Source organism: Sphingomonas sp. CFBP8993 (assembly GCF_034044895.1).
In the GTDB taxonomy this organism is placed as follows: domain Bacteria; phylum Pseudomonadota; class Alphaproteobacteria; order Sphingomonadales; family Sphingomonadaceae; genus Sphingomonas.
In genome coordinates this window covers 195552-217480 of the sequence record NZ_JAXCWU010000006.1, presented here as the reverse complement: position 1 = coordinate 217480, position 21929 = coordinate 195552, and the positions used below count along the sequence as shown (strand labels likewise).

Here is a 21929-nt window from a genome sequence, read left to right as displayed (position 1 = left end):
ACGATGCGGGGCATCGTTTACCTGAAACTGGGATGGGGGAGGGCCCCGGTGTCTCACCGAGCCCCACCCCCCAAACATCAATCCACCCAATCCAACCCGATATCCTTGTAGACCGAGCGATCCTCGTCCCAGCCCGGCTTGACCTTCACATGCAGGTACAGGTGCACCTTGTGCCCCAGCAGCTCGGATAGCTGCGCGCGTGCGCGTGCACCGATCTCCTTGATGCGCACGCCGTTCTTGCCCAGCACGATGGCGCGCTGGGTGGGGCGTTCGACTAGGATCTGCTGGTGGATCTCGACCGATCCGTCCTCGCGCTCCTTGTAGGATTCCGTCTCGACCGCGCTGGCATAGGGCAGCTCGGCATGGAGCTGGAGATAGAGCTGCTCGCGCGTCACCTCGGCGGCGAGCGCGCGTTCGGTGGCGTCGGACACCTGGTCCTCTGGGTAATGCCACGGCCCCACGGGCATCAGCTTGGCGAAATGCGCCTTCAGCTCGGGTAGGCCATCGCCGGTCTGGGCCGAGACGAACCAGGTCTCGTCGAACTTGACGACCTCGTTCAGCTTTTCGGCATGGGTCAGCAGCCGCGCCTTGTCGGCGATGTCGACCTTGTTGAGGATCAAGTACTTGGGTTCGGGCCGGTGCGCGATCGACTGGGCGATGGCGGTGATCTTGGGACCGATCCCGCCCTTGCCGTCGACGACCAGCGCCAGGATGTCGGCACCCTCCGCGCCTTCCCACGCGGCGGCGACCATCGCGCGGTCCAGGCGGCGCTTGGGCTCGAAGATGCCCGGCGTGTCGACCAGCAGGATCTGGGCATCCCCCTCGATCGCGACACCGAGCAGTTTGGCCCGGGTCGTCTGCGCCTTCGGGCTGACGATCGCGACCTTCTGGCCGACCAGTGCATTGACGAGGGTGGATTTGCCGGCATTGGGCGCGCCGACGACGGCCACGAGGCCGCAACGTTGTTCAGTCATGGCGACCAGCGGTACAGGTCCTGCCCCCTTCCCGCAACGGCCAGCCAACATGGACACAATGTAATGGTCCGATCACGGAACGGCCAAGCCCGGGCGCGCATTTTTCCTCCACGATATCCGAGCAAGGAGAGATGCCATGAAGACCCTTCTCACCGCATTGTCGGCCGCCGCGCTGTTGACGGTTGCCGGCCCGGCCTCGGCCAAGGGCTGCCTGAAGGGTGCGGCGGTCGGCGGCGTCGGCGGACATTTCGTCGGCAAGGGGCATGCGGTGCTGGGCGCGGCGGCGGGCTGTGCGATCGGCCACCACCGGGCCAAGGCGCAGGCCAAGAAGGAAGCGGCGGCCGCCAAGCGCTGATCCCAGGTTCCACCTGAGCGGGGCGAGGCTTTCCCTTGGCCTTCGACTCCGCTCAGGCCGAACGGCCATTGTCATAGCCGCCCAATCCTACCCCCCGTTCAGGCTGAGCGAAGTGGAAGCCCACGCCCGGCCCCTTCCCTCAAGCCTTCAACTTCACCAACAACGCCTTGGCAGCCGCCGTCTCGGCCTCCTGCTTGTTGGCCCCCGACGCACTCGCCTCCGCCGTCCGCCCGATCCGTACCGTCACGGTAAAGCGCGGCGCGTGATGCGGCCCCGAACGGTCTGTCACCACATATTCCGGTGCCTTGCGATTGTGCGCGGCGGCCCATTCCTGAAGCGCGGACTTGGGATGTTGCGGCGCCTTCCCTTGCGCGTGCACCCGGTCACCCCAGGCCTTGCGGATGAAGGTGCGTGCAGCGTCCAGCCCCGCCTCGCGATACCAGGCCCCGATCAGCGCCTCCATCACGTCGCCCAGCACATTGTCGCTGTCCGACGCGCCGTCGTCACGCGCCTGCTTGCCCAGGCGCAGATGATCGCGCACGCCCAGGTCGCGCGCGACATCGGCGCACACCGCACCGGTCACCAATGTGTTGAGACGGCGCGACAACTGCCCCTCGGGCTCGGCCGGGAACTGCTCCCACAGCCATTCGGCCATGACGAGGCCGAGCACCCGGTCACCCAGAAATTCCAGCCGCTCGTAATTCTCGGCCGCCTGGCTGCCATGGGTCAGCGCGCGGTGGAACGGCGTCGGGTCGCCGGGCGCACGGCCGAACACGCCCGCCAGCCACGTGTCGACCGGGCTCAAAACCCTTCTCCGATCCGGTTCCAGCGCGCGGCGGACACCCAGGTCCACGGCTTGATCCACTCCGCCGACCCGTCGGTCGAGAAGAAGGTGATCGCGGCGCGTCCCTCCAGCCGGTTCATCGGGATCATGCCCATGCCCTCCGGCGGCGCGAACCGGCTGTCGGCCGAGTCGTCGCGATTGTCGCCCATCAGGAACACATGGCCCGCGGGCACGGTGTACAGCACCGTGTCGTCGCGATCGGGGAAATTGCCCTGGTCCAGGACCTCATACGCCTTGCCGTTCGGCAGCGTCTCGCGGAACCGGGGATAGCGGCACACGGGCTTGCCATCGACCGTGTCGACGAACGGCCCGCATTCCTTGAACCCGAAATTCGGCGTCAGCGGCAGGACGAAGTCGGCGATGCGCTGCTTGGGGATCGGGCGGCCGTTCAGGATGACCTGGCCGTTCGTCACCTGGATGGTATCGCCGGGCAGGCCGATCACGCGCTTGATGACGTCATGATCGTCCGGGCCGGGCGAGCGGAACACCACAACGTCCCCGCGCGTCGGATCGCGCCCCAGGATACGGCCCGGCAACAGCGGCACGCCGAACGGCAGCGACCAGCGCGAATAGCCGTAATTCCACTTCGTCACGAAGAGATAGTCGCCGATGAACAGACGCGGCAGCATCGATTCCGACGGGATGACGAACGACGTCACGATGAAGCTGCGCAGGATGAAGACGAACAGCGCCAGCTTCAGAAAGAAGCGCAGCGTGTCCTTTGTCTCCGACTTTGGGGAGGTATCGGCCATGCCCAGCGGGTTCGCGCAAAGCGGCACCCGCCGTCAAGGGGCGCGACATGCCAACCAGCCCTTTCGTCGTCGCCCAAGCGGGGTTAGGGGAACCGCCCTTCCCCCTTATCGGTACATCCCTGCACGCATGACCGATTTCATCGTGAACCTGATCGCCTGGGGCGGCTATTTCGGCATCTTCCTCCTGATGGCGCTGGAAAATATCGTCCCTCCCATTCCGTCCGAGGTCATCATGGGCCTGGGCGGCATGGCCGTCGCGCGCGGACAGATGGAGATGGTGCCGCTGATCCTGTGGGGCACGGCGGGCACGACGGCGGGCAATTACGCCTGGTACGCGGTCGGCCGCTATATCGGTTACGAGCGGTTCCGGCCCTTCATCGACAAGCATGGCCGCTGGCTGACGATGGAGTGGCGCGATGTCGAGCGGCTGCACCTGTTCTTCGTCCGGCATGGCGGGTGGGTCGTCTTCGTCTTCCGCTTCATGCCCGCCTTCCGCACGCTGATCTCTCTCCCCGCCGGGATCACGCGGATGCCGCTGGCCAGGTTCCTGGTCTGGACCTTTGCGGGGAGCACCATCTGGAACGTGATCCTGGCCTATGCCGGGCTGTGGCTGGGCGCCAATTTCGAAGCGATCAACCGGTATGTCGGCCCGGCGGCCATCGTCATGACGGTGGCGATCGTGATCGGTTACCTATGGCGCGTGATCCGCTGGAAGCCGCACGGCGAGCGATAACGCGTCACGCCCGTGGATGCGCAGTCCGGTACACGTCGAGCAGATGCGCGGCATCGACCGCCGTATAGATTTGCGTCGAGCTCAGGCTGGCATGGCCGAGCAGTTCCTGAAGCTGGCGCAGGTCCGCCCCGCGCCCCAGCAAATGCGTGGCGAAGCTGTGCCGCAGCGCATGGGGCGTGGTCCGCCCGCCCAGCCCCAGCCGCTCCCGCGCACCCTGCACCGCACGCCGGATGATCGCGGGCGACAGCGGCCCGCCCTTCGCTCCCCGGAACAGCGGCTCGTCGGACGGCAGCGGATAGGGCGTCTGCGCCGCATAGGCCTCGATCGCCGCGCGCAATTCGGGGAGCAGCGGCACGATCCGCGTCTTGCCCCGCTTGCCGGTCACCCGGATCGTCTCGCCCAGCGGCATGATATCGGCGTGCAGCGCCACCGCCTCGCCGATGCGCAGGCCCGCGCCATAGAGCAGCAGCAACACCGCCCAGTCTCGCGCCGCGATCCACGGTTCGGCGGCCGCCTCCGCCACCTCTTCGCCCAGCGCCATGATGTCGGCGGGCGACTGGGGACGCGGGATGCTGCGCTTGCGACGGGGCCCTTTCAGCGCGGGCGGCTCGACCCCGGTCCAATGGAGGAAGGTCCGCACCGCCGACAACTCGCGTGCGGCCGAGGCAGCCGCCAGCCCCTCCCCCCGACGCCGCGCCAGATAAGCGCGCAGGTCGGCGGCCGTGATCCGCGCCAGCGCGGCCTGATCCACCGCCTGCCCCCAATGCTCGCTCAGGAAACCGCACAACCGCTCGGCCGTCGTGACATAAGCCCGGACGGTATGGTCCGACCTTCGCAGGTCGACGGTGAGGTGGCGGTAATAGTCGGCGATCAGGGCGGTCATGCCAGCGGTCTAGGCGACGCAAGGGCCGAGCGCGAGAGGCAGCGCTTGTCGATTACCCGAGCCCCGCCAAAGGTTGTAGCGCGGCCTTCGACTTCGGTCAGGCTGAACGGAGCGACGGAAAGATCAACGCACCCCCTCCAGCAAGTCCAACACCCGCCGCAGTCCGCTCCCCTCCCGCAGGCGGGAGGGGCTGGGGGAGGGAAAGACGTCTCACCGAGACCAGCGCTCGTCGAACTCCCCATTCTTCCCGGACATGACCATAACCCGCGAAGGCACTCAGGCGAAAAACGGTCAGCAGCCCCAATGAAAAAGGGGCGCTGCCAACCGGCAACGCCCCTCCCGTCATCCGGAAAAACCCGGATCAGCGATCCAGGATCGAATCGATCTCGGCACCCACCGCGTCCATAGCCGCCATGCCGTCGACCCGCGTCACGATGCCGCGCGCTTCATAGATCGGCAGGATCGGCGCGGTCTTGGCACGATACTCGGCCATGCGCGTCCGCACCGTCTCGGCATTGTCGTCGGGACGCCGCTTGAATTCGGTCGAGCCGCAGACGTCGCAGACGCCCTCGACCTGGGTTGGCTTGAAGCTGTCATGATAGCCGGCACCGCACGACGCGCAGGTGAAGCGGCCGGTGATGCGCTCGACCAGCGCTTCTTCGTCGACCGCCAGTTCGATGACATGGTCCAGCGACTTGCCACGCTCGGCCAGCAGAACGTCCAGCGCCTCGGCCTGGGCTGCCGTGCGGGGATAGCCGTCGAAGATCGCGCCGCCTTCCGCATCCGCCTGGTCCAGCCGCTCGCCGATCAGCGCAGAGACGATGGCGTCCGACACCAGCTCGCCCGCGTCCATCACCGCCTTGGCCTGGAGCCCGACGGGGCTGCCCGCCTTGACCGCCGCGCGCAGCATGTCGCCGGTCGACAGCTGCACCATGCCGCGATTGGCCACCAGCCGCTGCGCCTGGGTTCCCTTGCCCGCGCCCGGCGGACCCAGCAGGATGATGTTCACGCCCACGTCACTCTCCCCTCTTTACCCTGTAATCCGCCCGCGCCTCAGCGCAGGCGACCGCCCTTCAGCTTCGCCTTCTTGATCAGATCGCCATATTGATGCGCCAGCAAATGGCTCTGGATCTGGGTTACCGTGTCCATCGTCACGTTGACGACGATCAGCAGGCTGGTGCCGCCCAGGTAGAAGGGGATCTGAAGCGCCGAGACCAGATATTCCGGCAACAGACAGATGATCGTCAGATAGCCGGCGCCGATGACCGTGATGCGGGTCAGCACATAATCCAGATAGGTCTCGGTGTTCTTGCCCGGACGGATGCCGGGGATGAAGCCGCCATAGCGCTTCAGATTGTCCGCCGTCTCCTCCGGGTTGAAGACAACCGCGGTGTAGAAGAACGAGAAGAAGATGATGCCCGCGCCGTAGAGCAGCATGTACACGGGGCTGCCGTGCTGCAGATACTGGTTGAGGCTGATGATGAAGTCGCCCCAGCGGCTCTCGCCCGCCACGCGCTGTCCGGCGAACTGCGAGATGGTCAGCGGCATCAGCAGCAGCGACGAGGCGAAGATCGGAGGGATCACGCCCGCAGTGTTGATCTTCAGCGGCAGGTGGCTGCGATCGGCCTGCATGCCCCGCTGCGTCGCACGCTTGGGATACTGGATCAGGATGCGACGCTGGGCGCGCTCCATGAAGCAGATGAACAGGACGAGGACGACGACCGCCAGGATGATGAGAATCAGGCGCATCGGGTCGATGCTGCCCGACCGACCGCCTTCCAGCAGGTTGATCAGCGTGGTCGGCAGGTGGGCGACGATGCCCGCCATGATGATGAGCGACACGCCGTTGCCGATGCCGCGGCTGGTGATCTGCTCACCCAGCCACATCAGGAACATCGTACCGCCGATCAGCGAGATGACCGCCGCGATGCGGAAGGTCATGCCCGGTTCGATCACCGCCTGGATGCCCTGGCTGGCGCCCAGCGTCTCGAGCCCTGCGGCGATGAAATATCCCTGGATCGCGGTCAGCAACACCGTGCCGTAGCGGGTATACTGGTTCAGCTTCTTGCGACCGCTCTCGCCTTCCTTCTTGATGGCGGCGAGCTGCGGGCTGAGCGAGGTCGCGAGCTGCACGACGATCGACGCCGTGATGTACGGCATCACGCCGAGCGCGATCAGCGACATGCGGCTGAGCGAACCGCCCGAGAAGGTGTTGAAGAAGTCGAGCACGCCGCCCGTGGTCTTCTGGCTCAGCAGGCCCAGCGCGGTCGGGTCGACGCCCGGCAGCGGAACATAGCTGAGCAGGCGGAAGACGATCAGCGCGCCGATCGTGAACCACAGCCGCTTCTTGAGGTCGGTGGCCTTGGCGAATTTCGCCAGGCTGATGCTTTGCGCCATCTGGTCGGCTGCGGATGCCATAGCTGTTGCGTTATCCTGGAAACGAAAAACGGCGGGATGCGTTTTTAACCGCCCCGCCGCTCATATAGGCGCGAAGACGCGCTTGTCTAACCCGGATGAAAAATCCGCCGCTGTCGTCATGGCGTTTTGCCTGCAACAGCGGCGGAATTATCCGATTCAGGCCTTGGCGGCGAGCTTCGCGGCGCGGGTCTTGCCCTTCTTCGCAGCGGCCTTCTCGGCGGCGGGTACGACGTGCGGCACGTCGACCGAACCACCGGTCTTCTCGACGGCTTCACGCGCCGAGGCCGACACGCCCTGCACGACGAACGACAGCTTGGCGGTCAGCTCACCCTTGCCGAGCAGACGAACGCCGTCCTTGCCGCCACGGGCCAGGCCGGCAGCCTTCAGCACGGCGTGGTCGATCGTGCCCTCGGCCTTCAGCTTGCCCGAGTCGATCGCCTTCTGGATCGCGCCCAGGTTCACCTCGGCATAGTCCTTGGCGAAGATGTTGTTGAAGCCACGCTTCGGCAGGCGCATGTGGAGCGGCATCTGACCGCCCTCGAAGCCCGCGATGGACACGCCCTCACGGCTCTTCTGACCCTTGACGCCGCGACCACCGGTCTTGCCCTTGCCCGAACCGATACCGCGACCGACGCGGATCTTGGACTTGCGGGCACCCTGGTTGTCGAAAAGTTCGTTCAGCTTCATGATTTGCACTCGCTTTCGCTTGTTTCGCGCATGGCCGTCACTCCGCAGAATCACGACCGCTGGATAAAAGGAAGGGGGCCGCATAGCCCCCTTCCCCGTGTTTGTCACTGTTCAATGTGACGGATGTGAGTCTGTCGTGACGACAGGGCTCAGTCCACCACCTGAACCATGTGCTGCACCTTGCGGATCATACCGCGGACTTCAGGGCTGTCCTGAAGCTCGGCGACCTTGTGCATCTTGTTCAGGCCCAGGCCGACGAGGGTCGCGCGCTGGTCCTTGGTACGGCGGATCGGCGAACCGGTCTGCTTGATCTTGATGGTAGCCATGGTCGCTTACTCCACGACGGCCGCGGCTTCCGCCTCGGCAGTCTGCTGGGTGGCACCGTGACCGCGACCCAGAAGGTCGGCGATCTTCTTGCCACGACGCTGCGCCACCGCCTTCGGCGAGGACTGGTCGCCCAGCGCTTCGAAGGTGGCACGGATCATGTTGTACGGGTTCGAGGTGCCGACCGACTTGGTCACCACGTCGGCCACGCCGAGCGACTCGAAGATCGCACGCATCGGACCGCCAGCGATGATGCCGGTGCCCTGCGGCGCCGAACGCAGCGTCACGCGACCCGCACCGAAATGGCCGTTGCCATCATGATGCAGCGTGCGACCGTCCTTCAGCGGAACGCGGACCATCGCCTTCTTGGCGGCGGCCGTCGCCTTCGAGATGGCTTCCGGCACTTCGCGTGCCTTGCCATGACCGAAGCCCGCACGTCCCTTGCCATCGCCGACCACGACGAGCGCGGCGAAGCCGAAACGCTTACCGCCCTTCACGGTCTTCGAGACGCGGTTGATGTGGACGAGCTTTTCGATCAGCTCTTCGCCCTGCTCCTCGGTGCCACCGCGACGATCGTCGCGACGACCACGGTTGCCGTCGCGGCCACCGCGGCCGCGATCACCGCCGCCCGGACCACGGCCACGGCCGCCCCGGGGACCACGACCCTGGGTCGCGTCCTGCGCGGCGCCTTCGGCACCGGCAACGGCTACGTTGTTCTCGTCAGCCATATTAGAACTCCAATCCCGCTTCGCGTGCCGCCTCGGCCAGCGCCTTGACGCGACCGTGGAACAGGAAGCCGCCACGGTCGAAAACGACCTGCGTGACGCCGGCGGCCTTGGCCATCTCGGCCACGCGCTTGCCGACTTCGGTCGCCGCTGCGACGTTCGCGCCCGACTGGCCGCGTGCGTCCTTTTCCAGCGTCGAGGCCGAAGCCACGGTACGACCTGCCTCGTCGTCGATCACCTGGGCATAGATGTGCTTGCCCGAGCGATGCACCGACAGGCGCGGACGGGTGCCCGCACGCGCACGCAGCGCGGTACGGTTGCGCCGACGGCGCTTCTCGAAAAGAGAGAGACCCTTGGTCATTACTTCTTCTTCCCTTCCTTGCGGAAGATGAACTCGCCGTCGTACTTGATGCCCTTGCCCTTATACGGCTCGGGCTTGCGCCAGCGGCGGATCTCGGCGGCCAGCTGGCCGACCTTCTGCTTGTCCGCGCCACTGATTTCGACGGTGGTGGCGTCCGGCGTCTTCACCTCGATGCCTTCCGGCACCTCGATGTTGACGTCGTGGCTGTAACCGAGCTGCAGCTTCAGGTTCTTGCCCTGTGCCGCGGCGCGGTAGCCGACGCCGGTGATGACCAGCTTCTTCGAGAAGCCCGCGGTCACGCCGGTGACGAGGTTCTGCACCATGGTGCGCTGCATGCCCCAGAACGCGCGAGCGCGCTTCGTGGCGTTGGCAGGCTGCACCGCGATGGCGTCCGACTGGACGTCATAGGTGATCTCGTCGGCGAGCGGCATGGTCAGGGTGCCCTTGGGACCCTTCACGCTCAGCACCTTGTCGGCGATGGTTGCGGTGACGCCGGCCGGAACCGGGACCGCCTTCTTACCGATGCGGCTCATCAGAACACCTCCGCCAGGACTTCGCCGCCGACATTCTGCTCGCGCGCTTCGGCGTCCGACAGAACGCCACGCGGCGTCGACACGATGGTGATGCCCAGGCCGTTGCGAACGCGCGGAAGCTCCTGCGCGCCCGAATAGATACGGCGGCCAGGCTTCGAGATGCGCGCAACATGCTTGATCGCAGGCTGGCCCTCGAAATACTTCAGCTCGATGCGGATGCCGGCCGCGGGGCCCATCTGCTCTTCGCTGTAACCACGGATATAGCCTTCGCGCTGAAGCACGTCGAGCACGCGGACGCGCAGCTTCGACGCAGGCGTCAGGACGGAGTCCTTGCGCGCGCGCTGGCCGTTGCGGATGCGGGTGAGCAAGTCACCCAGGGGATCGGTCACTGCCATCTCAAATGGTCCTTACCAGCTCGACTTCGTGACGCCGGGGATCTGGCCCTTGTTGGCCAGTTCACGCAGCATGACGCGAGCGAGACGGAACTTGCGGTAATACGCACGCGGACGACCGGTGATCTCGCAGCGATTGCGGATACGGGTCGGGTTGCCGTTACGGGGGATCTCGGCCATCTTCAGGCGCGCGATCAGACGCTCGGTCTCATCGAGGCTCTGGTCGTTCGCGATCGCCTTCAGCTTCGCGTACTTGCCCGCATACTTCTTGACGAGAGCACGACGCTTCTCGTTCTTGTTGATTGAACTCAGTTTCGCCATGGACTTAAGCTCTTTCTGTAAGGACCCCCTCCCCGGCGTGGAGAGGGGGCAGTCCGGTTACGCTGCCTTCTTCTCGTCGGCAGCGTCTTCCTTGGGGAACGGGAAGCCGAACAGACGCAGCAGCTCGCGCGCTTCGTCGTCGGTCTTCGCCGAGGTGGTCACGATCACATCCATGCCGCGCACCTTGTCGATGCGGTCATAGTTGATTTCGGGGAAGATGATCTGTTCCTTGATGCCGCAGGCATAGTTGCCGCGACCGTCGAAGGACTTCGGGTTCAGGCCGCGAAAGTCGCGAACGCGCGGCAGCGCGATCGTGATGAAGCGGTCCAGGAACTCGTACATGCGCTCGCGACGCAGCGTGACCTTCACACCGATCGGCATGCCTTCACGCAGCTTGAACTGCGCGATCGACTTCTTCGCCTTGGTGATGACGGGCTTCTGACCCGCGATCAGCTCCATCTCGGAAGCGGCCTGGTCGACGCGCTTCTTGTCCTGCGTCGCTTCGCCCACGCCCATGTTGAGCACGATCTTCTCGATCCGGGGGATCTCGTTGACGTTCTTGTAACCGAACTTCTCGGTCATCGCCTTGATGATGCTATCCTCGTAGATAGCCTTCATGCGGGGCTTGTAATCAGCCATCGATCTTCTCCCCGGTCTTGACGGCCACGCGGACCTTCTTGCCATCCTGCGTCTCGAAACGAACGCGGGTCGGCTTGCCATCGGCGGTCACGTGCGCAACCTTCGAGACGTGCAGCGGAGCTGCCGTGCGCTCCAGGCCACCCTGCGGGTTCGCCTGGGTCGGCTTGCGGTGACGGGTCGCGACGTTGATGCCGTCGACGACGACCTTGCCATCCTTGGGCATCGACACCGACACGGTGCCGGTCTTGCCCTTGTCCTTGCCGGACAGGACGATGACGCGATCGCCCTTCTTGATCTTGGCGGCGGCCATTACAGCACCTCCGGAGCCAGCGAGATGATCTTCATGTGCTTCTTGCCGCGAAGCTCACGCACGACCGGGCCAAAGATACGGGTGCCGATCGGCTCCTCGTTCTTGTTGACCAGCACGGCGGCGTTACCGTCGAAACGGATCACCGAACCGTCGGCACGACGGATGTCCTTGGCGGTACGCACGATCACCGCGCGGTGAACGTCGCCCTTCTTCACGCGGCCACGCGGCTGCGCTTCCTTGACGCTGACGACGATGATATCGCCGACCGATGCGGTACGGCGCTTCGAGCCGCCCAGCACCTTGATGCACTGCACCCGCTTCGCGCCGCTGTTGTCCGCGACGTCGAGATTGGACTGCATCTGGATCATGGATCCGCTTCCTTCTCTCTTCTGGGGTGGATACCGACCCGACCCCGCCTTAAAAAACGACCCCCGGCGCGGAGGACCGCGCCAGGGGGAGAGGCCCCATAGCCACTCCTGGTACGAAAGGCAAGCGAGTCGCCATGCCCTTCGACCAATCCGCTCATTTGCCCCGAAGGGCAGCCTTCAATCCGAACCCCGCCCCTCCGTAGCGAAGGGGCGGGGTCGAAAATCAAAGGCTTTTAGCCTTCGGCCGAGGCCCGCTCGGGTGTCAGGTGGGTATCGACCCGCTCGACCACCTTCCAGGTCTTCAGCTTCGAGATCGGGGCGGTCTCTTCGATCCGCACCGTCTCACCGGCCTTGTACTCGTTCGCCTCGTCATGGGCGTGGTACTTCTTCGACCGACGGATGATCTTGCCGTAGAGGGGGTGCTTAACCTTCCGCTCCACATTGACGACGACCGTCTTGTCGGTCTTGTCCGAGACAATCACCCCGGTCAGCACGCGCTTGGGCATGTGTCTCGGTCCTTACTTGGCAGCCGCAGCGGAGCGCTGCGCCTGAATGGTCTTGATCCGTGCGATGTCGCGACGGACTTCCTTGACCCGGCTGGGCTTTTCGAGCTGGCTCGTGGCCGCCTGGAAGCGCAGGTTGAACTGCTCACGCTTCAGGTTGCCCAGCGCCTCGACGAGCTGGTCGTCGCTCTGGCCGGTATATTCAGTCTTGGCCATTACTCGCCTCCGAGGTGCGAGGTGTCACCCAGACGGGCGACGACCTTGGTCTTGATGGGCAGCTTCATCGCTGCGCGCTCGAATGCCTCGGCGGCCAGCGGGCCGTCGACACCGTCGAGTTCGAACAGGATGCGACCCGGCTTCACACGGGCGGCCCAGAATTCCGGCGAACCCTTACCCGAGCCCATGCGGACTTCGGCAGGCTTCGACGAGACGGGCACGTCCGGGAAGATGCGGATCCAGAGACGACCCTGGCGCTTGATGTGACGCGTGATCGCGCGGCGAGCCGCCTCGATCTGGCGAGCGGTGATCCGCTCCGGCTCCATGGCCTTCAGGCCATAGGAACCGAAGTTCAGGCTCGTGCCGCCCTTCGCATCGCCGTGGATGCGGCCCTTGAAGGCCTTGCGGAACTTGGTGCGCTTTGGTTGCAGCATGTTCTATGTTCCTTAGCGGCGATGATCGTCGCGCGCCGGGCGCACGCCGGAGGTCTGAGCCTCCATCATCAGCCGGTCCTGCGCCATGGGGTCATGGCCCAGGATCTCGCCCTTGAAGATCCACACCTTCACGCCGCACACGCCATAAGCGGTGTGCGCCTGCGCTTCGGCATAGTCGACGTTCGCGCGCAGCGTGTGCAACGGAACGCGGCCTTCACGATACCATTCGGTACGCGCGATTTCCGCACCGCCCAGACGGCCGCCGCAGGTGATGCGGATGCCTTCCGCGCCCAGGCGGAGAGCCGACTGCACCGCACGCTTCATGGCGCGACGGAATGCGATACGGCGCTCGAGCTGGTCGGCGACGCCCTGTGCGACGAGCTTGGCGTCGATTTCGGGCTTGCGGATCTCGACGATGTTCAGCGACACGTCGGACGAGGTCATCGCGCCAAGCTTCTTGCGAAGCTTCTCGATGTCGGCGCCCTTCTTGCCGATGATCACGCCCGGACGCGCCGCGAAGATCGAGATGCGGCACAGCTTGGCCGGACGCTCGATGACGACCTTCGAGATCGCGGCCTGGGGCAGCGTCTTCATGATGAACTGGCGGATCTTCAGATCCTCCAGCAGCAGGCGGCCATAGTCATGGCCTTCGGCGAACCAGCGGCTGTCCCAGGTACGGTTGATCTGGAGACGCAGGCCGATCGGATTGCTCTTCTGACCCATTATGCTTCTTCCTGCTCGCGGACGACGATGCGGAGCCGCGAAAACGGCTTCAGGATGCGGGTCGACTTGCCACGACCGCGCGTCGCGAAACGCTTCATCGTGATCGACTTGCCGACCGACGCCTCGGCGACGAAGAGGGCGTCGACGTCGAGGTTGTGGTTGTTCTCGGCATTGGCGATCGCCGAGGCGAGCACCTTGCGCGCATCGACGGCCATCGCCTTCGTCGAGAAGGCGAGGATGTTCATCGCGTCGCCGACCTTCTTGCCGCGGATCAGGCCCGCGACCAGGTTCAGCTTCTGCGCCGAACCGCGGATCTGCGTGCCGACCGACAGCGCTTCCTTGTCACCGACCTTGCGGGGGGATGCGGGCTTGGACATCAGCGCTTACCCTTCTTGTCGGCAGCGTGGCCGGGGAAGTAGCGCGTGGGCGCGAATTCACCGAGCTTCATGCCGACCATGTCCTCGTTCACCGAGACGGGAACGAACTTGCGACCGTTGTAGACGTTGAAGGTCAGGCCGACGAACGACGGCAGGATGGTCGAGCGGCGCGACCAGGTCTTGATCGGACCTGCGCGGCTGCCGGCGTCCTGAGCCACTTCGGCCTTCTTCAGGAGATGGAGGTCCACGAAAGGACCCTTCCAAACGGAACGAGCCATTGCGTGTTAGCCCTTCTTCTTGGCGTGACGGCTACGGATGATCATCTTGTCCGTCGCCTTGTTGTGACGAGTGCGCGCACCCTTGGTCGGCTTGCCCCACGGGGTGACCGGATGACGGCCGCCCGAGGTCCGGCCTTCACCACCGCCGTGCGGGTGGTCGACCGGGTTCTTCGCCACACCGCGGGTAAGCGGACGATGGCCCTTCCAGCGGTTGCGACCAGCCTTCGCCAGGTTGGTGTTGCCGTTGTCGGGGTTCGACACGGCACCGACCGTCGCCATGCAGTTCGCATGGATGTAGCGCTGCTCGCCCGAGTTCAGGCGGACGATGACCATGCCCTTGTCGCGGCCCACGACCTGCACATAGGTGCCGGCCGAACGTGCGATCTGACCGCCCTTGCCGGGCTTCATCTCGACGTTGTGGACGATGGTGCCGACGGGCATCTGGCCCAGTTCCATCGCGTTGCCCGGCTTCACGTCGGTCTTCTTGCCCGCGATGACCTTGTCACCGACAGCCAGACGCTGCGGCGCGATGATGTAGGCAACGTTGTCCTTGCCTTCGGCATCGGCGCCGTAGTTGATCAGCGCGATGAAGGCGGTGCGGTTGGGATCATATTCGATCCGCTCCACGGTGCCCTCGACGTCCCACTGGCGACGCTTGAAGTCGATGAAACGATAGCGCTGCTTGTGGCCGCCCGCGATACCGCGGCTGGTCACATGGCCCTTGTTGTTGCGGCCACCGGTCTTGCGCTTGCCTTCGGTGAGGGCCTTGACGGGCCCACCCTTCCACAGCGCCGAACGGTCGACGAGGATCAGGCCGCGGCGGGCCGGGCTCGTCGGGTTATAATGCTTGAGTGCCATCGCCTCAGACCCCCGTCGTCACATCAATGGACTGACCGTCCTTGAGGGTGACGATCGCCTTCTTCATATCCGAACGCTGATAGGGCGCACCCTTCCAACGCTTCGTCTTGCCCTTCTGGACGATCGTGTTCACGCCGGTGACGTTCACGTCGAACAGAGCCTCGACGGCCGCCTTGATCTCGGGCTTGGTAGCGCCCGAAGCGACCTTGAACACCACGGCGTTGTGCTCGCTGAGGAGCGTCGCCTTCTCGGTGATGTGCGGCGCCACGATCACGTCGTAATGACGCGGATCGATCGCCTTCTGCTGCTTAGCCATGGAAACGGGCCTCCAGCTTTTCGACAGCCGAGCGCGTCAGCACCAGGGTGTCATGCTTCAGAATGTCGTAGACATTGGCGCCAGCGGCCGGAAGGATGTTGATTTCCTTCAGGTTGCCTGCGGCCAGTGCGAACGACGTCTCGACGGCGTCGCCATCGATGACCAGCGCGGTCTTGCCGAAGCCGAGCTTCACCAGATCGCCCTGCAGCGTCTTCGTCTTGTTACCAGCGACCGCCAGATCGTTCATCACGATCAGCGAACCGGCCTTGGCATGGCTCGACAGCGCCATCTTCAGACCCAGGGCGCGAACCTTCTTGTTCAGACCCGGATTGAAGTCGCGGACGCGGGCGCCGTGCGCCTTACCACCGCCGATGAAGACGGGGGCCCGACGATCGCCGTGACGAGCGACACCGCCGCCCTTCTGGCGACCGAGCTTCTTGCCCGAACGCGCGACATCGGCGCGCTCACGGGTGCCGCGCGCGGTGGCGCGACGCTTTTCCAGCTGCCAGGTCACTACGCGGTGCAGGATGTCGGCGCGCGGATCGAGGCCGAAGACCTCGTCGTTGAGCTCGATATCCGCCGCATCGGTGCCGGCGAAGGATTGAACCTTGACCTTCACGACTTAGCCCTCCTGGCTCTCGGTGGCTTCCGGAGCAGGCTCGGCAGAAGCATTGTTGTTGGCGGCCGCCTTGATGCTGGCGGGGAACGGGGCGTCCGCATGGCGCGAAACCTTGACCGCGTCCTTGACGATCAGCCAGCCACCCTTCGAGCCGGGCACCGAGCCCTTGACGAAGATCAGGCCGCGCTCGACGTCGGTCGACACGATTTCCAGGTTCTGCTGCGTGCGGTTCTTGTCACCCATGTGACCGGCCATCTTCTTATTCTTGAAGACGCGGCCCGGATCCTGACGGTTACCGGTCGAACCATGCGAACGGTGCGAGACCGAGACGCCGTGGGTCGCGCGCAGACCACCGAAGTTCCAGCGCTTCATCGCACCGGCAAAGCCCTTACCCTGGGTACGACCCTGGATATCGACATACTGGCCGGGGACGAAGTGGTCGGCGGAGATTTCCGCGCCGACGTCCAGCAGGCCGTCTTCGTTCACACGGAACTCGACCATCACCTGCTTGGGCTCGACTTCGGCCTTGCCGAAGTGGCCACGCTGCGGCTTGGCAACATTCTTGGTCTTGGCGACACCTGCACCAAGCTGGACGGCGGTATAGCCGTCACGATCCATCTCGCGGCGAGCGACGACCTGTACGCCTTCAAGCGCCAGGACGGTGACCGGCACGTGCCGACCATCGTCCTGGAACAGGCGGGTCATCCCCAGCTTCTTCGCGATCACGCCGGTACGCATGATCCTGTTCCTTCCTCGACAGAGGCCCCCAAGAACCATTCAAGGGGGGCATATCCAGCCCGATTAAAGCGAAACGAGCCCCCGTCCCGGGCTGGCGACCGGCGAACCGGTCAGACGGGGGACGCTGCCCCGGCACCATCTCGCTTGCGCGAAACCACCGGGCGGTATCCCTAAGAGTGCCGGATCGCGGGAGCGACCTCGGCGCGTTTTCCGGCAGCTTCAGAGCCGGGAAACGCCAAAATCCCGTGGGACGGAATCGTCGACCACGGGAATGCCGGCTCTCTTACGCCAGCTTGATCTCGACATCAACACCTGCGGCGAGGTCGAGCTTCATCAGCGCATCGACGGTCTGCGGGGTCGGCTGCACGATGTCGAGCATCCGCTTGTAGGTGCGGACCTCGAACTGCTCGCGCGACTTCTTGTCGATATGCGGACCACGGTTGACCGTGAACTTCTCGATGCGCGTCGGAAGCGGGATCGGACCGCGGATAAGAGCGCCGGTACGGCGCGCGGTGTCGGCGATGTCGCCGGTCGCCTGATCGAGCACGCGATGGTCGAACGCCTTCAGACGAATGCGGATGTTGCTGTCCATGATCCCTACCGATGCGAAAGAGCGGGCCGTCCGGTTTCCATCACGATAGACGAGGAGTGCGATCGGCGATCCGACCGGGCACTCGACCGTCCGCCGTGAAGGCGACCCTGGGCCGAAACAAACTCTGGGTTACGGCAAGAGCGGCGAACCACCCCTGCCCTCACTAAAAGCAAAAGGCCGACTCCGGTGTTTCCGGTGCCAGCCGATTCCCTCAAGGCGTGTGCCTATACGCATATGCCCGGAGTGCCGCAAGGGGGTGGCGGCGGGTTTTTGTCGGGAGGGATGGAACCCGTCCCGAAACGCCTTGAGTCCCACCCGCCGTTCAGCCTGAGCGAAGTCTAAGGCCATGCCCTGGTCGGGCTGCCGGGCGTGCACTTCGACTTCGCTCAATGCGAACGGAGGTTTGGGCCAAGCACCGCCCTCACCCTTCCCACCCGCCGCTGGGGGGCGGGCCCCTTTCCTCCCCCGGTGGAAGAGGGAGGGAGACGCTTTAGCGCCGGAAGGGTGAGGACAGCCCTTTCCAGTCCCAAAACGAAAAAGGCCGCCCCCGTCGCCGGGAGCGGCCCTTTCCTAAGCAGTTTCAGGCTTTCGCCCGAGCCTTACTTGTCGATCGAGCTGACGACGCCAGCGCCGACGGTACGGCCGCCTTCACGGATCGTGAAGCGCTGACCGATGTCCATGGCGATCGGAGCGATCAGCTTCACGCCCAGAGCGACGTTGTCGCCCGGCATGACCATCTCGGTGCCCTCAGGCAGCTCGACGGTGCCGGTCACGTCGGTCGTGCGGAAGTAGAACTGCGGACGGTAGTTCGCGAAGAACGGGGTGTGACGGCCGCCTTCTTCCTTCGACAGGACGTACACTTCCGACTTGAAGTCGGTGTGCGGCTTGATCGAACCCGGCTTGCAGAGCACCTGGCCACGCTCGACGTCGTCACGGGCCACGCCGCGGATCAGCGCGCCGATGTTGTCGCCAGCCTGGCCCGAGTCGAGCAGCTTGCGGAACATTTCGACGCCGGTGACCGTGGTCTTGCGGGTGTCGTTGATGCCGACGATCTCGACTTCTTCGCCAACCTTGACGATGCCGGTCTCGACGCGGCCGGTCACGACCGTACCACGACCCGAGATCGAGAACACGTCTTCGATCGGCATCATGAACGGCTTGTCCAGCGGACGCTCCGGCTGCGGGATGTATTCGTCGACCTGCTTCATCAGCTCGAGAACGGCTTCCTTGCCGAACTTGTCGTTCGAACCCGACAGAGCGCAGGTCGCCGAACCCTTGACGACGGGGATGTCGTCGCCCGGGAATTCGTACGAGCTGAGCAGCTCGCGGATTTCCAGCTCGACCAGCTCGAGGATTTCCTCGTCGTCGACCAGGTCGACCTTGTTCATGAACACGACCATCGCGGGCACGCCGACCTGGCGGGCGAGCAGGATGTGCTCGCGGGTCTGCGGCATCGGGCCGTCGGTCGACGAAACGACGAGGATCGCGCCGTCCATCTGCGCCGCGCCGGTGATCATGTTCTTCACATAGTCGGCGTGGCCGGGGCAGTCGACGTGCGCATAGTGGCGGTTCGTCGTCTCGTACTCGACGTGCGCGGTCGAGATGGTGATGCCGCGCTCACGCTCTTCCGGAGCCTTGTCGATGTTCGCGAAGTCGACAGCGGTGCCGCCGGTGGTCTCGGCCAGAACCTTGGTGATCGCGGCGGTCAGCGAGGTCTTGCCATGGTCGACGTGACCGATGGTGCCGATGTTGAGGTGCGGCTTGTTCCGCTCGAATTTTGCCTTTGCCATTTTCCTACCTTCTGAATCGAATTCGGTGCCGCATCCGAGGCCACGCGAACGCGGCCCCATAGCGGGTGTTTGAAGCGATTGCCAGCCCCTAGCGTCTTCCCGCGCCTCCGGCTGCCCGGAGGCGCGGGGGATGCTTAGGCCATCTTCGCCTTGACCTCGTCCGCAACATTCTGCGGCACTTCGTCATAGTGCGAGAACTGCATCGAGTATTGTGCACGACCCTGGGTGAACGAGCGGAGCGCGTTCACATAGCCGAACATGTTCGCCAGCGGGACCATCGCCTCGACCGTCTGCGCGTTGCCGCGCGTGTCGGTGCCCTGGATCTGGCCACGACGGCTGTTCATGTCGCCGATGACGTCGCCCAGATAGTCTTCCGGGGTCACGACTTCGACCTTCATGACCGGCTCGAGCAGCGTGATGCCCGACTTCTGGGCCGCTTCGCGCATCGCGCCGCGGGCACAGATTTCGAACGCCAGCGCCGACGAGTCGACGTCGTGGTACGCGCCGTCATACAGCAGGACTTCGAAGTCGATGATCGGGAAGCCGACCAGCGAACCGGTTTCCGCGGTTTCACGGAAGCCCTTCTCGATCGCGGGGATATATTCCTTCGGAATGTTACCGCCCTTGATCTCGTCCTTGAAGACGAAGCCCGAACCACGCTCGCCCGGGGTCAGCTTGACCTTGACGCGGCCGAACTGGCCGGTGCCGCCCGACTGCTTCTTGTGCGTGTAGTCGATATCGACCGGCTTCTTGAGGTATTCGCGATACGCCACCTGCGGCGCACCGACATTGGCCTCGACCTTGAACTCGCGCTTCATGCGGTCGACCAGGATCTCGAGATGGAGCTCGCCCATGCCCTTGATGATGGTCTGGCCCGATTCGGCGTCCGAGGTCACGCGGAACGAGGGGTCCTCGCGTGCGAGACGATTGAGCGCGACGCCCATCTTCTCCTGGTCGGCCTTGGTCTTCGGCTCCACCGACAGCTCGATCACGGGCTCGGGGAATTCCATGCGCTCTAGGATGATCGGAGCCGACTGCGCGCAGAGCGTGTCGCCGGTCGTCGTGTCCTTCAGGCCCGCCAGAGCGACGATGTCGCCGGCATAGGCTTCCTGGATGTCCTCACGGCTGTTCGCATGCATCAGCAGCATACGACCGATCTTTTCCTTCTTGTCCTTCACCGAGTTCAGGACCTGCGACGACGTCTCGAGCTTGCCCGAGTAGATGCGCGCGAAGGTGAGCGAGCCGACGAACGGATCGTTCATGATCTTGAACGCCAGCGCCGAGAAGGGCTCGGTGTCCGACGAAGGACGCTCGTCCGGCGTCTCGCCGTCGAGCTTCACGCCCTTGATGGCCGGAACGTCGAGCGGCGACGGCAGATAGTCGATGACCGCGTCGAGCAGGGGCTGCACGCCCTTGTTCTTGAACGCCGAGCCGCAGACCACGGGCACGAACGCCATTTCGAGCGTACCCTTGCGGATCAGCTTCTTCAGGTCGGCGACCGACGGCTCGTTGCCCTCGAGATACGCTTCCATCATGGCATCGTCCTGTTCGACGGCCATTTCGATCAGCTCGCTGCGGTACTTCGCGGCCTTTTCGGCCATGTCGTCCGGGATGTCCTGATACTCGAACTTCGCGCCCAGCGACTCTTCGAGCCAGATGATCGCGCGGTTCTCGACCAGGTCGACCAGACCCTTGAAGCCGCCCTCGATGCCGATCGGCAGGTACAGGACCGCCGGACGCGCGCCCAGGCGCTCGATGATCGAGTTCACGCAGAAATAGAAGTCGGCGCCGGTGCGGTCGAGCTTGTTGACGAAGCACATGCGCGGCACGCCGTACTTGTCGGCCTGACGCCACACGGTTTCCGACTGCGGCTCAACACCCGCCACGCCGTCGAAGCAGGCGACCGCGCCGTCGAGCACGCGGAGCGAACGCTCCACCTCGATGGTGAAGTCGACGTGCCCGGGGGTGTCGATGATGTTGATGCGGTTGTCGTTCCAGAAACAGGTCGTCGCGGCCGACGTGATGGTGATGCCGCGCTCCTGCTCCTGCTCCATCCAGTCCATGGTGGCGGTGCCTTCGTGCACTTCGCCGATCTTGTAGGACTTGCCGGTGTAATAAAGAATGCGCTCGGTGGTGGTCGTCTTGCCGGCATCGATGTGCGCCATGATGCCGATGTTGCGATACTTCTCGAGCGGATGGCTGCGGGCCATGATCGATCTTCCTCAAGCGTAGGGGGGAGCCGGTTGGCCCGGCTCCCCCTTATATAGGCTGTTTGCGTGACCAGCGGAAGACCGCCGGCACCGCACCCTGAAAAGGCTGCGGCAGACCGGAAATAATTCCGGTCCGCCGCAAGACCATTACCAGCGGTAGTGCGAGAAGGCGCGATTCGCTTCCGCCATGCGGTGCGTATCTTCGCGCTTCTTGACCGCGTTGCCGCGGTTGTTGGCGGCATCCATCAGCTCACCCGACAGACGCGCGGCCATCGTGTTCTCCGAACGGGCGCGCGACGCGCCGATCAGCCAACGGATGGCCAGGGCCTGGGCACGCTCCGGACGGACTTCGACCGGAACCTGGTAGGTTGCACCGCCGACGCGGCGCGAACGGACTTCGATGCCCGGCTTGATGTTGTTCAGCGCATCGTGGAACACGCCGATCGGATCGCGCTTGGCGCGCGTCTCGACGGTTTCCAGAGCACCGTACACGATGGATTCGGCGACGGACTTCTTACCGTCCAGCATGACCGAATTCATGAACTTCGACAGGACCTCATCTCCGAACTTGGGGTCCGGCAGAATTTCCCGCTTTTCGGGACGACGACGACGAGCCATTCTCGTATTTCCTTACAAAACTTCAGCCTTGGATGGTC

Annotated in this window: 32 protein-coding genes; 2 read left to right on the top strand and 30 right to left on the bottom strand. The window is 64.6% G+C overall.

What is annotated here, in order from left to right:
• Positions 1–77 precede the first annotated feature (77 nt).
• Positions 78–974, bottom strand: coding sequence for a GTPase Era (gene era, locus SOM26_RS14160; RefSeq protein WP_320453358.1), 897 nt, complete (start codon positions 972–974; stop codon positions 78–80).
• 136 nt (positions 975–1110) lie between these two features.
• Between era and SOM26_RS14155 the strand changes: the two genes are divergently transcribed.
• Positions 1111–1329: a hypothetical protein gene (locus tag SOM26_RS14155; protein WP_320453357.1), complete on the top strand. Its 219-nt coding sequence runs from the start codon at positions 1111–1113 to the stop codon at positions 1327–1329.
• Between the two features lie 139 nt (positions 1330–1468).
• Here SOM26_RS14155 and rnc read toward each other — a convergent pair whose 3' ends face one another.
• Together rnc and lepB are read right to left on the bottom strand one after the other, a co-directional pair.
• Positions 1469–2134 (bottom strand): ribonuclease III, encoded by a 666-nt coding sequence (rnc, locus tag SOM26_RS14150; RefSeq protein WP_320453356.1) that lies wholly within the window; start codon positions 2132–2134, stop codon positions 1469–1471.
• On the bottom strand, positions 2131–2925 hold the full coding sequence (gene lepB / locus SOM26_RS14145) for a signal peptidase I (protein ID WP_320453355.1): 795 nt from the start codon (positions 2923–2925) through the stop codon (positions 2131–2133). The genes rnc and lepB overlap by 4 nt, the downstream gene beginning before the upstream one ends.
• A 127-nt stretch (positions 2926–3052) precedes the next feature.
• Between lepB and SOM26_RS14140 the strand changes: the two genes are divergently transcribed.
• Positions 3053–3658, top strand: a complete 606-nt coding sequence (locus tag SOM26_RS14140; protein ID WP_320453354.1) for a DedA family protein — start codon at positions 3053–3055, stop codon at positions 3656–3658.
• Between the two features lie 4 nt (positions 3659–3662).
• Here the strand turns inward: SOM26_RS14140 and SOM26_RS14135 are convergent, their stop codons facing one another.
• The 27 genes from SOM26_RS14135 to rpsG all read right to left on the bottom strand — a co-directional run bounded on the left by SOM26_RS14135 (position 3663) and on the right by rpsG (position 21891).
• Positions 3663–4541: a tyrosine recombinase XerC gene (locus SOM26_RS14135; protein ID WP_320453353.1), complete on the bottom strand. Its 879-nt coding sequence runs from the start codon at positions 4539–4541 to the stop codon at positions 3663–3665.
• Between the two features lie 361 nt (positions 4542–4902).
• On the bottom strand, positions 4903–5550 hold the full coding sequence (locus tag SOM26_RS14130; RefSeq protein ID WP_320453510.1) for an adenylate kinase: 648 nt from the start codon (positions 5548–5550) through the stop codon (positions 4903–4905).
• 44 nt (positions 5551–5594) lie between these two features.
• Positions 5595–6959 (bottom strand): preprotein translocase subunit SecY, encoded by a 1365-nt coding sequence (secY, locus tag SOM26_RS14125; RefSeq protein ID WP_320453352.1) that lies wholly within the window; start codon positions 6957–6959, stop codon positions 5595–5597.
• A 156-nt stretch (positions 6960–7115) separates the two neighbouring features.
• Complete coding sequence (rplO, locus tag SOM26_RS14120; protein WP_320453351.1) at positions 7116–7646, bottom strand: 50S ribosomal protein L15; 531 nt, start codon at positions 7644–7646, stop codon at positions 7116–7118.
• A 149-nt stretch (positions 7647–7795) separates the two neighbouring features.
• Entirely contained in the window at positions 7796–7972 is a 177-nt protein-coding gene (gene rpmD / locus SOM26_RS14115) for a 50S ribosomal protein L30 (RefSeq protein WP_307103004.1), read from the bottom strand.
• Positions 7973–7978: 6 nt separating this feature from the next.
• Positions 7979–8698 (bottom strand): 30S ribosomal protein S5, encoded by a 720-nt coding sequence (rpsE, locus tag SOM26_RS14110; RefSeq protein WP_320453350.1) that lies wholly within the window; start codon positions 8696–8698, stop codon positions 7979–7981.
• Between the two features lies 1 nt (position 8699).
• The gene (gene rplR / locus SOM26_RS14105) at positions 8700–9056 is read right to left on the bottom strand and encodes a 50S ribosomal protein L18 (RefSeq protein WP_056430739.1); all 357 of its coding nucleotides are present in this window, start codon (positions 9054–9056) and stop codon (positions 8700–8702) included.
• Positions 9056–9589, bottom strand: a complete 534-nt coding sequence (rplF, locus tag SOM26_RS14100) for a 50S ribosomal protein L6 (RefSeq protein WP_320453349.1) — start codon at positions 9587–9589, stop codon at positions 9056–9058. The genes rplR and rplF overlap by 1 nt, the downstream gene beginning before the upstream one ends.
• Entirely contained in the window at positions 9589–9984 is a 396-nt protein-coding gene (rpsH, locus tag SOM26_RS14095) for a 30S ribosomal protein S8 (protein ID WP_320453348.1), read from the bottom strand. Before rpsH ends, rplF begins: the two co-directional genes overlap by 1 nt.
• Positions 9985–9996: 12 nt before the next feature.
• On the bottom strand, positions 9997–10302 hold the full coding sequence (gene rpsN / locus SOM26_RS14090; protein ID WP_042491166.1) for a 30S ribosomal protein S14: 306 nt from the start codon (positions 10300–10302) through the stop codon (positions 9997–9999).
• 57 nt (positions 10303–10359) lie between these two features.
• Entirely contained in the window at positions 10360–10941 is a 582-nt protein-coding gene (rplE, locus tag SOM26_RS14085) for a 50S ribosomal protein L5 (RefSeq protein WP_058716513.1), read from the bottom strand.
• On the bottom strand, positions 10934–11251 hold the full coding sequence (gene rplX, locus SOM26_RS14080; protein ID WP_320453347.1) for a 50S ribosomal protein L24: 318 nt from the start codon (positions 11249–11251) through the stop codon (positions 10934–10936). The genes rplE and rplX overlap by 8 nt, the downstream gene beginning before the upstream one ends.
• Positions 11251–11619 carry a 50S ribosomal protein L14 gene (gene rplN / locus SOM26_RS14075; RefSeq protein ID WP_007406105.1) on the bottom strand — a complete coding sequence of 123 codons (369 nt, stop codon included), beginning with the start codon at positions 11617–11619 and terminating at the stop codon, positions 11251–11253. The genes rplX and rplN overlap by 1 nt, the downstream gene beginning before the upstream one ends.
• Positions 11620–11852: 233 nt before the next feature.
• The gene (gene rpsQ / locus SOM26_RS14070; protein ID WP_294235109.1) at positions 11853–12125 is read right to left on the bottom strand and encodes a 30S ribosomal protein S17; all 273 of its coding nucleotides are present in this window, start codon (positions 12123–12125) and stop codon (positions 11853–11855) included.
• Positions 12126–12137: 12 nt separating this feature from the next.
• Positions 12138–12338, bottom strand: a complete 201-nt coding sequence (gene rpmC, locus SOM26_RS14065) for a 50S ribosomal protein L29 (RefSeq protein ID WP_267435509.1) — start codon at positions 12336–12338, stop codon at positions 12138–12140.
• Positions 12338–12772, bottom strand: coding sequence for a 50S ribosomal protein L16 (rplP, locus tag SOM26_RS14060; protein WP_007406071.1), 435 nt, complete (start codon positions 12770–12772; stop codon positions 12338–12340). The genes rpmC and rplP overlap by 1 nt, the downstream gene beginning before the upstream one ends.
• 12 nt (positions 12773–12784) lie before the next feature.
• On the bottom strand, positions 12785–13495 hold the full coding sequence (rpsC, locus tag SOM26_RS14055) for a 30S ribosomal protein S3 (protein WP_042491175.1): 711 nt from the start codon (positions 13493–13495) through the stop codon (positions 12785–12787).
• Positions 13495–13872 carry a 50S ribosomal protein L22 gene (gene rplV, locus SOM26_RS14050; protein ID WP_320453346.1) on the bottom strand — a complete coding sequence of 126 codons (378 nt, stop codon included), beginning with the start codon at positions 13870–13872 and terminating at the stop codon, positions 13495–13497. Before rplV ends, rpsC begins: the two co-directional genes overlap by 1 nt.
• Positions 13872–14150 (bottom strand): 30S ribosomal protein S19, encoded by a 279-nt coding sequence (gene rpsS / locus SOM26_RS14045; RefSeq protein WP_320453345.1) that lies wholly within the window; start codon positions 14148–14150, stop codon positions 13872–13874. Before rpsS ends, rplV begins: the two co-directional genes overlap by 1 nt.
• 6 nt (positions 14151–14156) lie before the next feature.
• Positions 14157–15008 carry a 50S ribosomal protein L2 gene (gene rplB, locus SOM26_RS14040; RefSeq protein WP_320453344.1) on the bottom strand — a complete coding sequence of 284 codons (852 nt, stop codon included), beginning with the start codon at positions 15006–15008 and terminating at the stop codon, positions 14157–14159.
• A 4-nt stretch (positions 15009–15012) separates the two neighbouring features.
• Positions 15013–15324: a 50S ribosomal protein L23 gene (locus tag SOM26_RS14035; protein WP_320453343.1), complete on the bottom strand. Its 312-nt coding sequence runs from the start codon at positions 15322–15324 to the stop codon at positions 15013–15015.
• Positions 15317–15943: a 50S ribosomal protein L4 gene (rplD, locus tag SOM26_RS14030; RefSeq protein ID WP_320453342.1), complete on the bottom strand. Its 627-nt coding sequence runs from the start codon at positions 15941–15943 to the stop codon at positions 15317–15319. Before rplD ends, SOM26_RS14035 begins: the two co-directional genes overlap by 8 nt.
• A 3-nt stretch (positions 15944–15946) precedes the next feature.
• Complete coding sequence (gene rplC, locus SOM26_RS14025; protein WP_320453341.1) at positions 15947–16681, bottom strand: 50S ribosomal protein L3; 735 nt, start codon at positions 16679–16681, stop codon at positions 15947–15949.
• A 283-nt stretch (positions 16682–16964) separates the two neighbouring features.
• Positions 16965–17273 carry a 30S ribosomal protein S10 gene (gene rpsJ, locus SOM26_RS14020; RefSeq protein ID WP_007406109.1) on the bottom strand — a complete coding sequence of 103 codons (309 nt, stop codon included), beginning with the start codon at positions 17271–17273 and terminating at the stop codon, positions 16965–16967.
• A gap of 599 nt (positions 17274–17872) precedes the next feature.
• Complete coding sequence (gene tuf / locus SOM26_RS14015; protein WP_320453340.1) at positions 17873–19063, bottom strand: elongation factor Tu; 1191 nt, start codon at positions 19061–19063, stop codon at positions 17873–17875.
• A gap of 134 nt (positions 19064–19197) precedes the next feature.
• Positions 19198–21273, bottom strand: coding sequence for an elongation factor G (fusA, locus tag SOM26_RS14010; protein ID WP_320453339.1), 2076 nt, complete (start codon positions 21271–21273; stop codon positions 19198–19200).
• Between the two features lie 147 nt (positions 21274–21420).
• Entirely contained in the window at positions 21421–21891 is a 471-nt protein-coding gene (gene rpsG / locus SOM26_RS14005; RefSeq protein WP_320453338.1) for a 30S ribosomal protein S7, read from the bottom strand.
• Positions 21892–21929 lie beyond the last annotated feature (38 nt).

What these genes read in the sequence shown, in the direction of transcription:
- era (WP_320453358.1), bottom strand. Translation starts at nt 974, where the DNA reads ATGACTGAACAACGTTGCGGCCTCGTGGCCGTCGTCGGCGCGCCCAAT.
- SOM26_RS14155 (WP_320453357.1), top strand. Translation starts at nt 1,111, where the DNA reads ATGAAGACCCTTCTCACCGCATTGTCGGCCGCCGCGCTGTTGACGGTT.
- lepB (WP_320453355.1), bottom strand. Translation starts at nt 2,925, where the DNA reads ATGGCCGATACCTCCCCAAAGTCGGAGACAAAGGACACGCTGCGCTTC.
- SOM26_RS14140 (WP_320453354.1), top strand. Translation starts at nt 3,053, where the DNA reads ATGACCGATTTCATCGTGAACCTGATCGCCTGGGGCGGCTATTTCGGC.
- SOM26_RS14135 (WP_320453353.1), bottom strand. Translation starts at nt 4,541, where the DNA reads ATGACCGCCCTGATCGCCGACTATTACCGCCACCTCACCGTCGACCTG.
- secY (WP_320453352.1), bottom strand. Translation starts at nt 6,959, where the DNA reads ATGGCATCCGCAGCCGACCAGATGGCGCAAAGCATCAGCCTGGCGAAA.
- rplO (WP_320453351.1), bottom strand. Translation starts at nt 7,646, where the DNA reads ATGAAGCTGAACGAACTTTTCGACAACCAGGGTGCCCGCAAGTCCAAG.
- rpmD (WP_307103004.1), bottom strand. Translation starts at nt 7,972, where the DNA reads ATGGCTACCATCAAGATCAAGCAGACCGGTTCGCCGATCCGCCGTACC.
- rpsE (WP_320453350.1), bottom strand. Translation starts at nt 8,698, where the DNA reads ATGGCTGACGAGAACAACGTAGCCGTTGCCGGTGCCGAAGGCGCCGCG.
- rplR (WP_056430739.1), bottom strand. Translation starts at nt 9,056, where the DNA reads ATGACCAAGGGTCTCTCTCTTTTCGAGAAGCGCCGTCGGCGCAACCGT.
- rplF (WP_320453349.1), bottom strand. Translation starts at nt 9,589, where the DNA reads ATGAGCCGCATCGGTAAGAAGGCGGTCCCGGTTCCGGCCGGCGTCACC.
- rpsH (WP_320453348.1), bottom strand. Translation starts at nt 9,984, where the DNA reads ATGGCAGTGACCGATCCCCTGGGTGACTTGCTCACCCGCATCCGCAAC.
- rpsN (WP_042491166.1), bottom strand. Translation starts at nt 10,302, where the DNA reads ATGGCGAAACTGAGTTCAATCAACAAGAACGAGAAGCGTCGTGCTCTC.
- rplE (WP_058716513.1), bottom strand. Translation starts at nt 10,941, where the DNA reads ATGGCTGATTACAAGCCCCGCATGAAGGCTATCTACGAGGATAGCATC.
- rplX (WP_320453347.1), bottom strand. Translation starts at nt 11,251, where the DNA reads ATGGCCGCCGCCAAGATCAAGAAGGGCGATCGCGTCATCGTCCTGTCC.
- rplN (WP_007406105.1), bottom strand. Translation starts at nt 11,619, where the DNA reads ATGATCCAGATGCAGTCCAATCTCGACGTCGCGGACAACAGCGGCGCG.
- rpsQ (WP_294235109.1), bottom strand. Translation starts at nt 12,125, where the DNA reads ATGCCCAAGCGCGTGCTGACCGGGGTGATTGTCTCGGACAAGACCGAC.
- rpmC (WP_267435509.1), bottom strand. Translation starts at nt 12,338, where the DNA reads ATGGCCAAGACTGAATATACCGGCCAGAGCGACGACCAGCTCGTCGAG.
- rplP (WP_007406071.1), bottom strand. Translation starts at nt 12,772, where the DNA reads ATGCTGCAACCAAAGCGCACCAAGTTCCGCAAGGCCTTCAAGGGCCGC.
- rpsC (WP_042491175.1), bottom strand. Translation starts at nt 13,495, where the DNA reads ATGGGTCAGAAGAGCAATCCGATCGGCCTGCGTCTCCAGATCAACCGT.
- rplV (WP_320453346.1), bottom strand. Translation starts at nt 13,872, where the DNA reads ATGTCCAAGCCCGCATCCCCCCGCAAGGTCGGTGACAAGGAAGCGCTG.
- rpsS (WP_320453345.1), bottom strand. Translation starts at nt 14,150, where the DNA reads ATGGCTCGTTCCGTTTGGAAGGGTCCTTTCGTGGACCTCCATCTCCTG.
- rplB (WP_320453344.1), bottom strand. Translation starts at nt 15,008, where the DNA reads ATGGCACTCAAGCATTATAACCCGACGAGCCCGGCCCGCCGCGGCCTG.
- SOM26_RS14035 (WP_320453343.1), bottom strand. Translation starts at nt 15,324, where the DNA reads ATGGCTAAGCAGCAGAAGGCGATCGATCCGCGTCATTACGACGTGATC.
- rplC (WP_320453341.1), bottom strand. Translation starts at nt 16,681, where the DNA reads ATGCGTACCGGCGTGATCGCGAAGAAGCTGGGGATGACCCGCCTGTTC.
- rpsJ (WP_007406109.1), bottom strand. Translation starts at nt 17,273, where the DNA reads ATGGACAGCAACATCCGCATTCGTCTGAAGGCGTTCGACCATCGCGTG.
- tuf (WP_320453340.1), bottom strand. Translation starts at nt 19,063, where the DNA reads ATGGCAAAGGCAAAATTCGAGCGGAACAAGCCGCACCTCAACATCGGC.
- fusA (WP_320453339.1), bottom strand. Translation starts at nt 21,273, where the DNA reads ATGGCCCGCAGCCATCCGCTCGAGAAGTATCGCAACATCGGCATCATG.
- rpsG (WP_320453338.1), bottom strand. Translation starts at nt 21,891, where the DNA reads ATGGCTCGTCGTCGTCGTCCCGAAAAGCGGGAAATTCTGCCGGACCCC.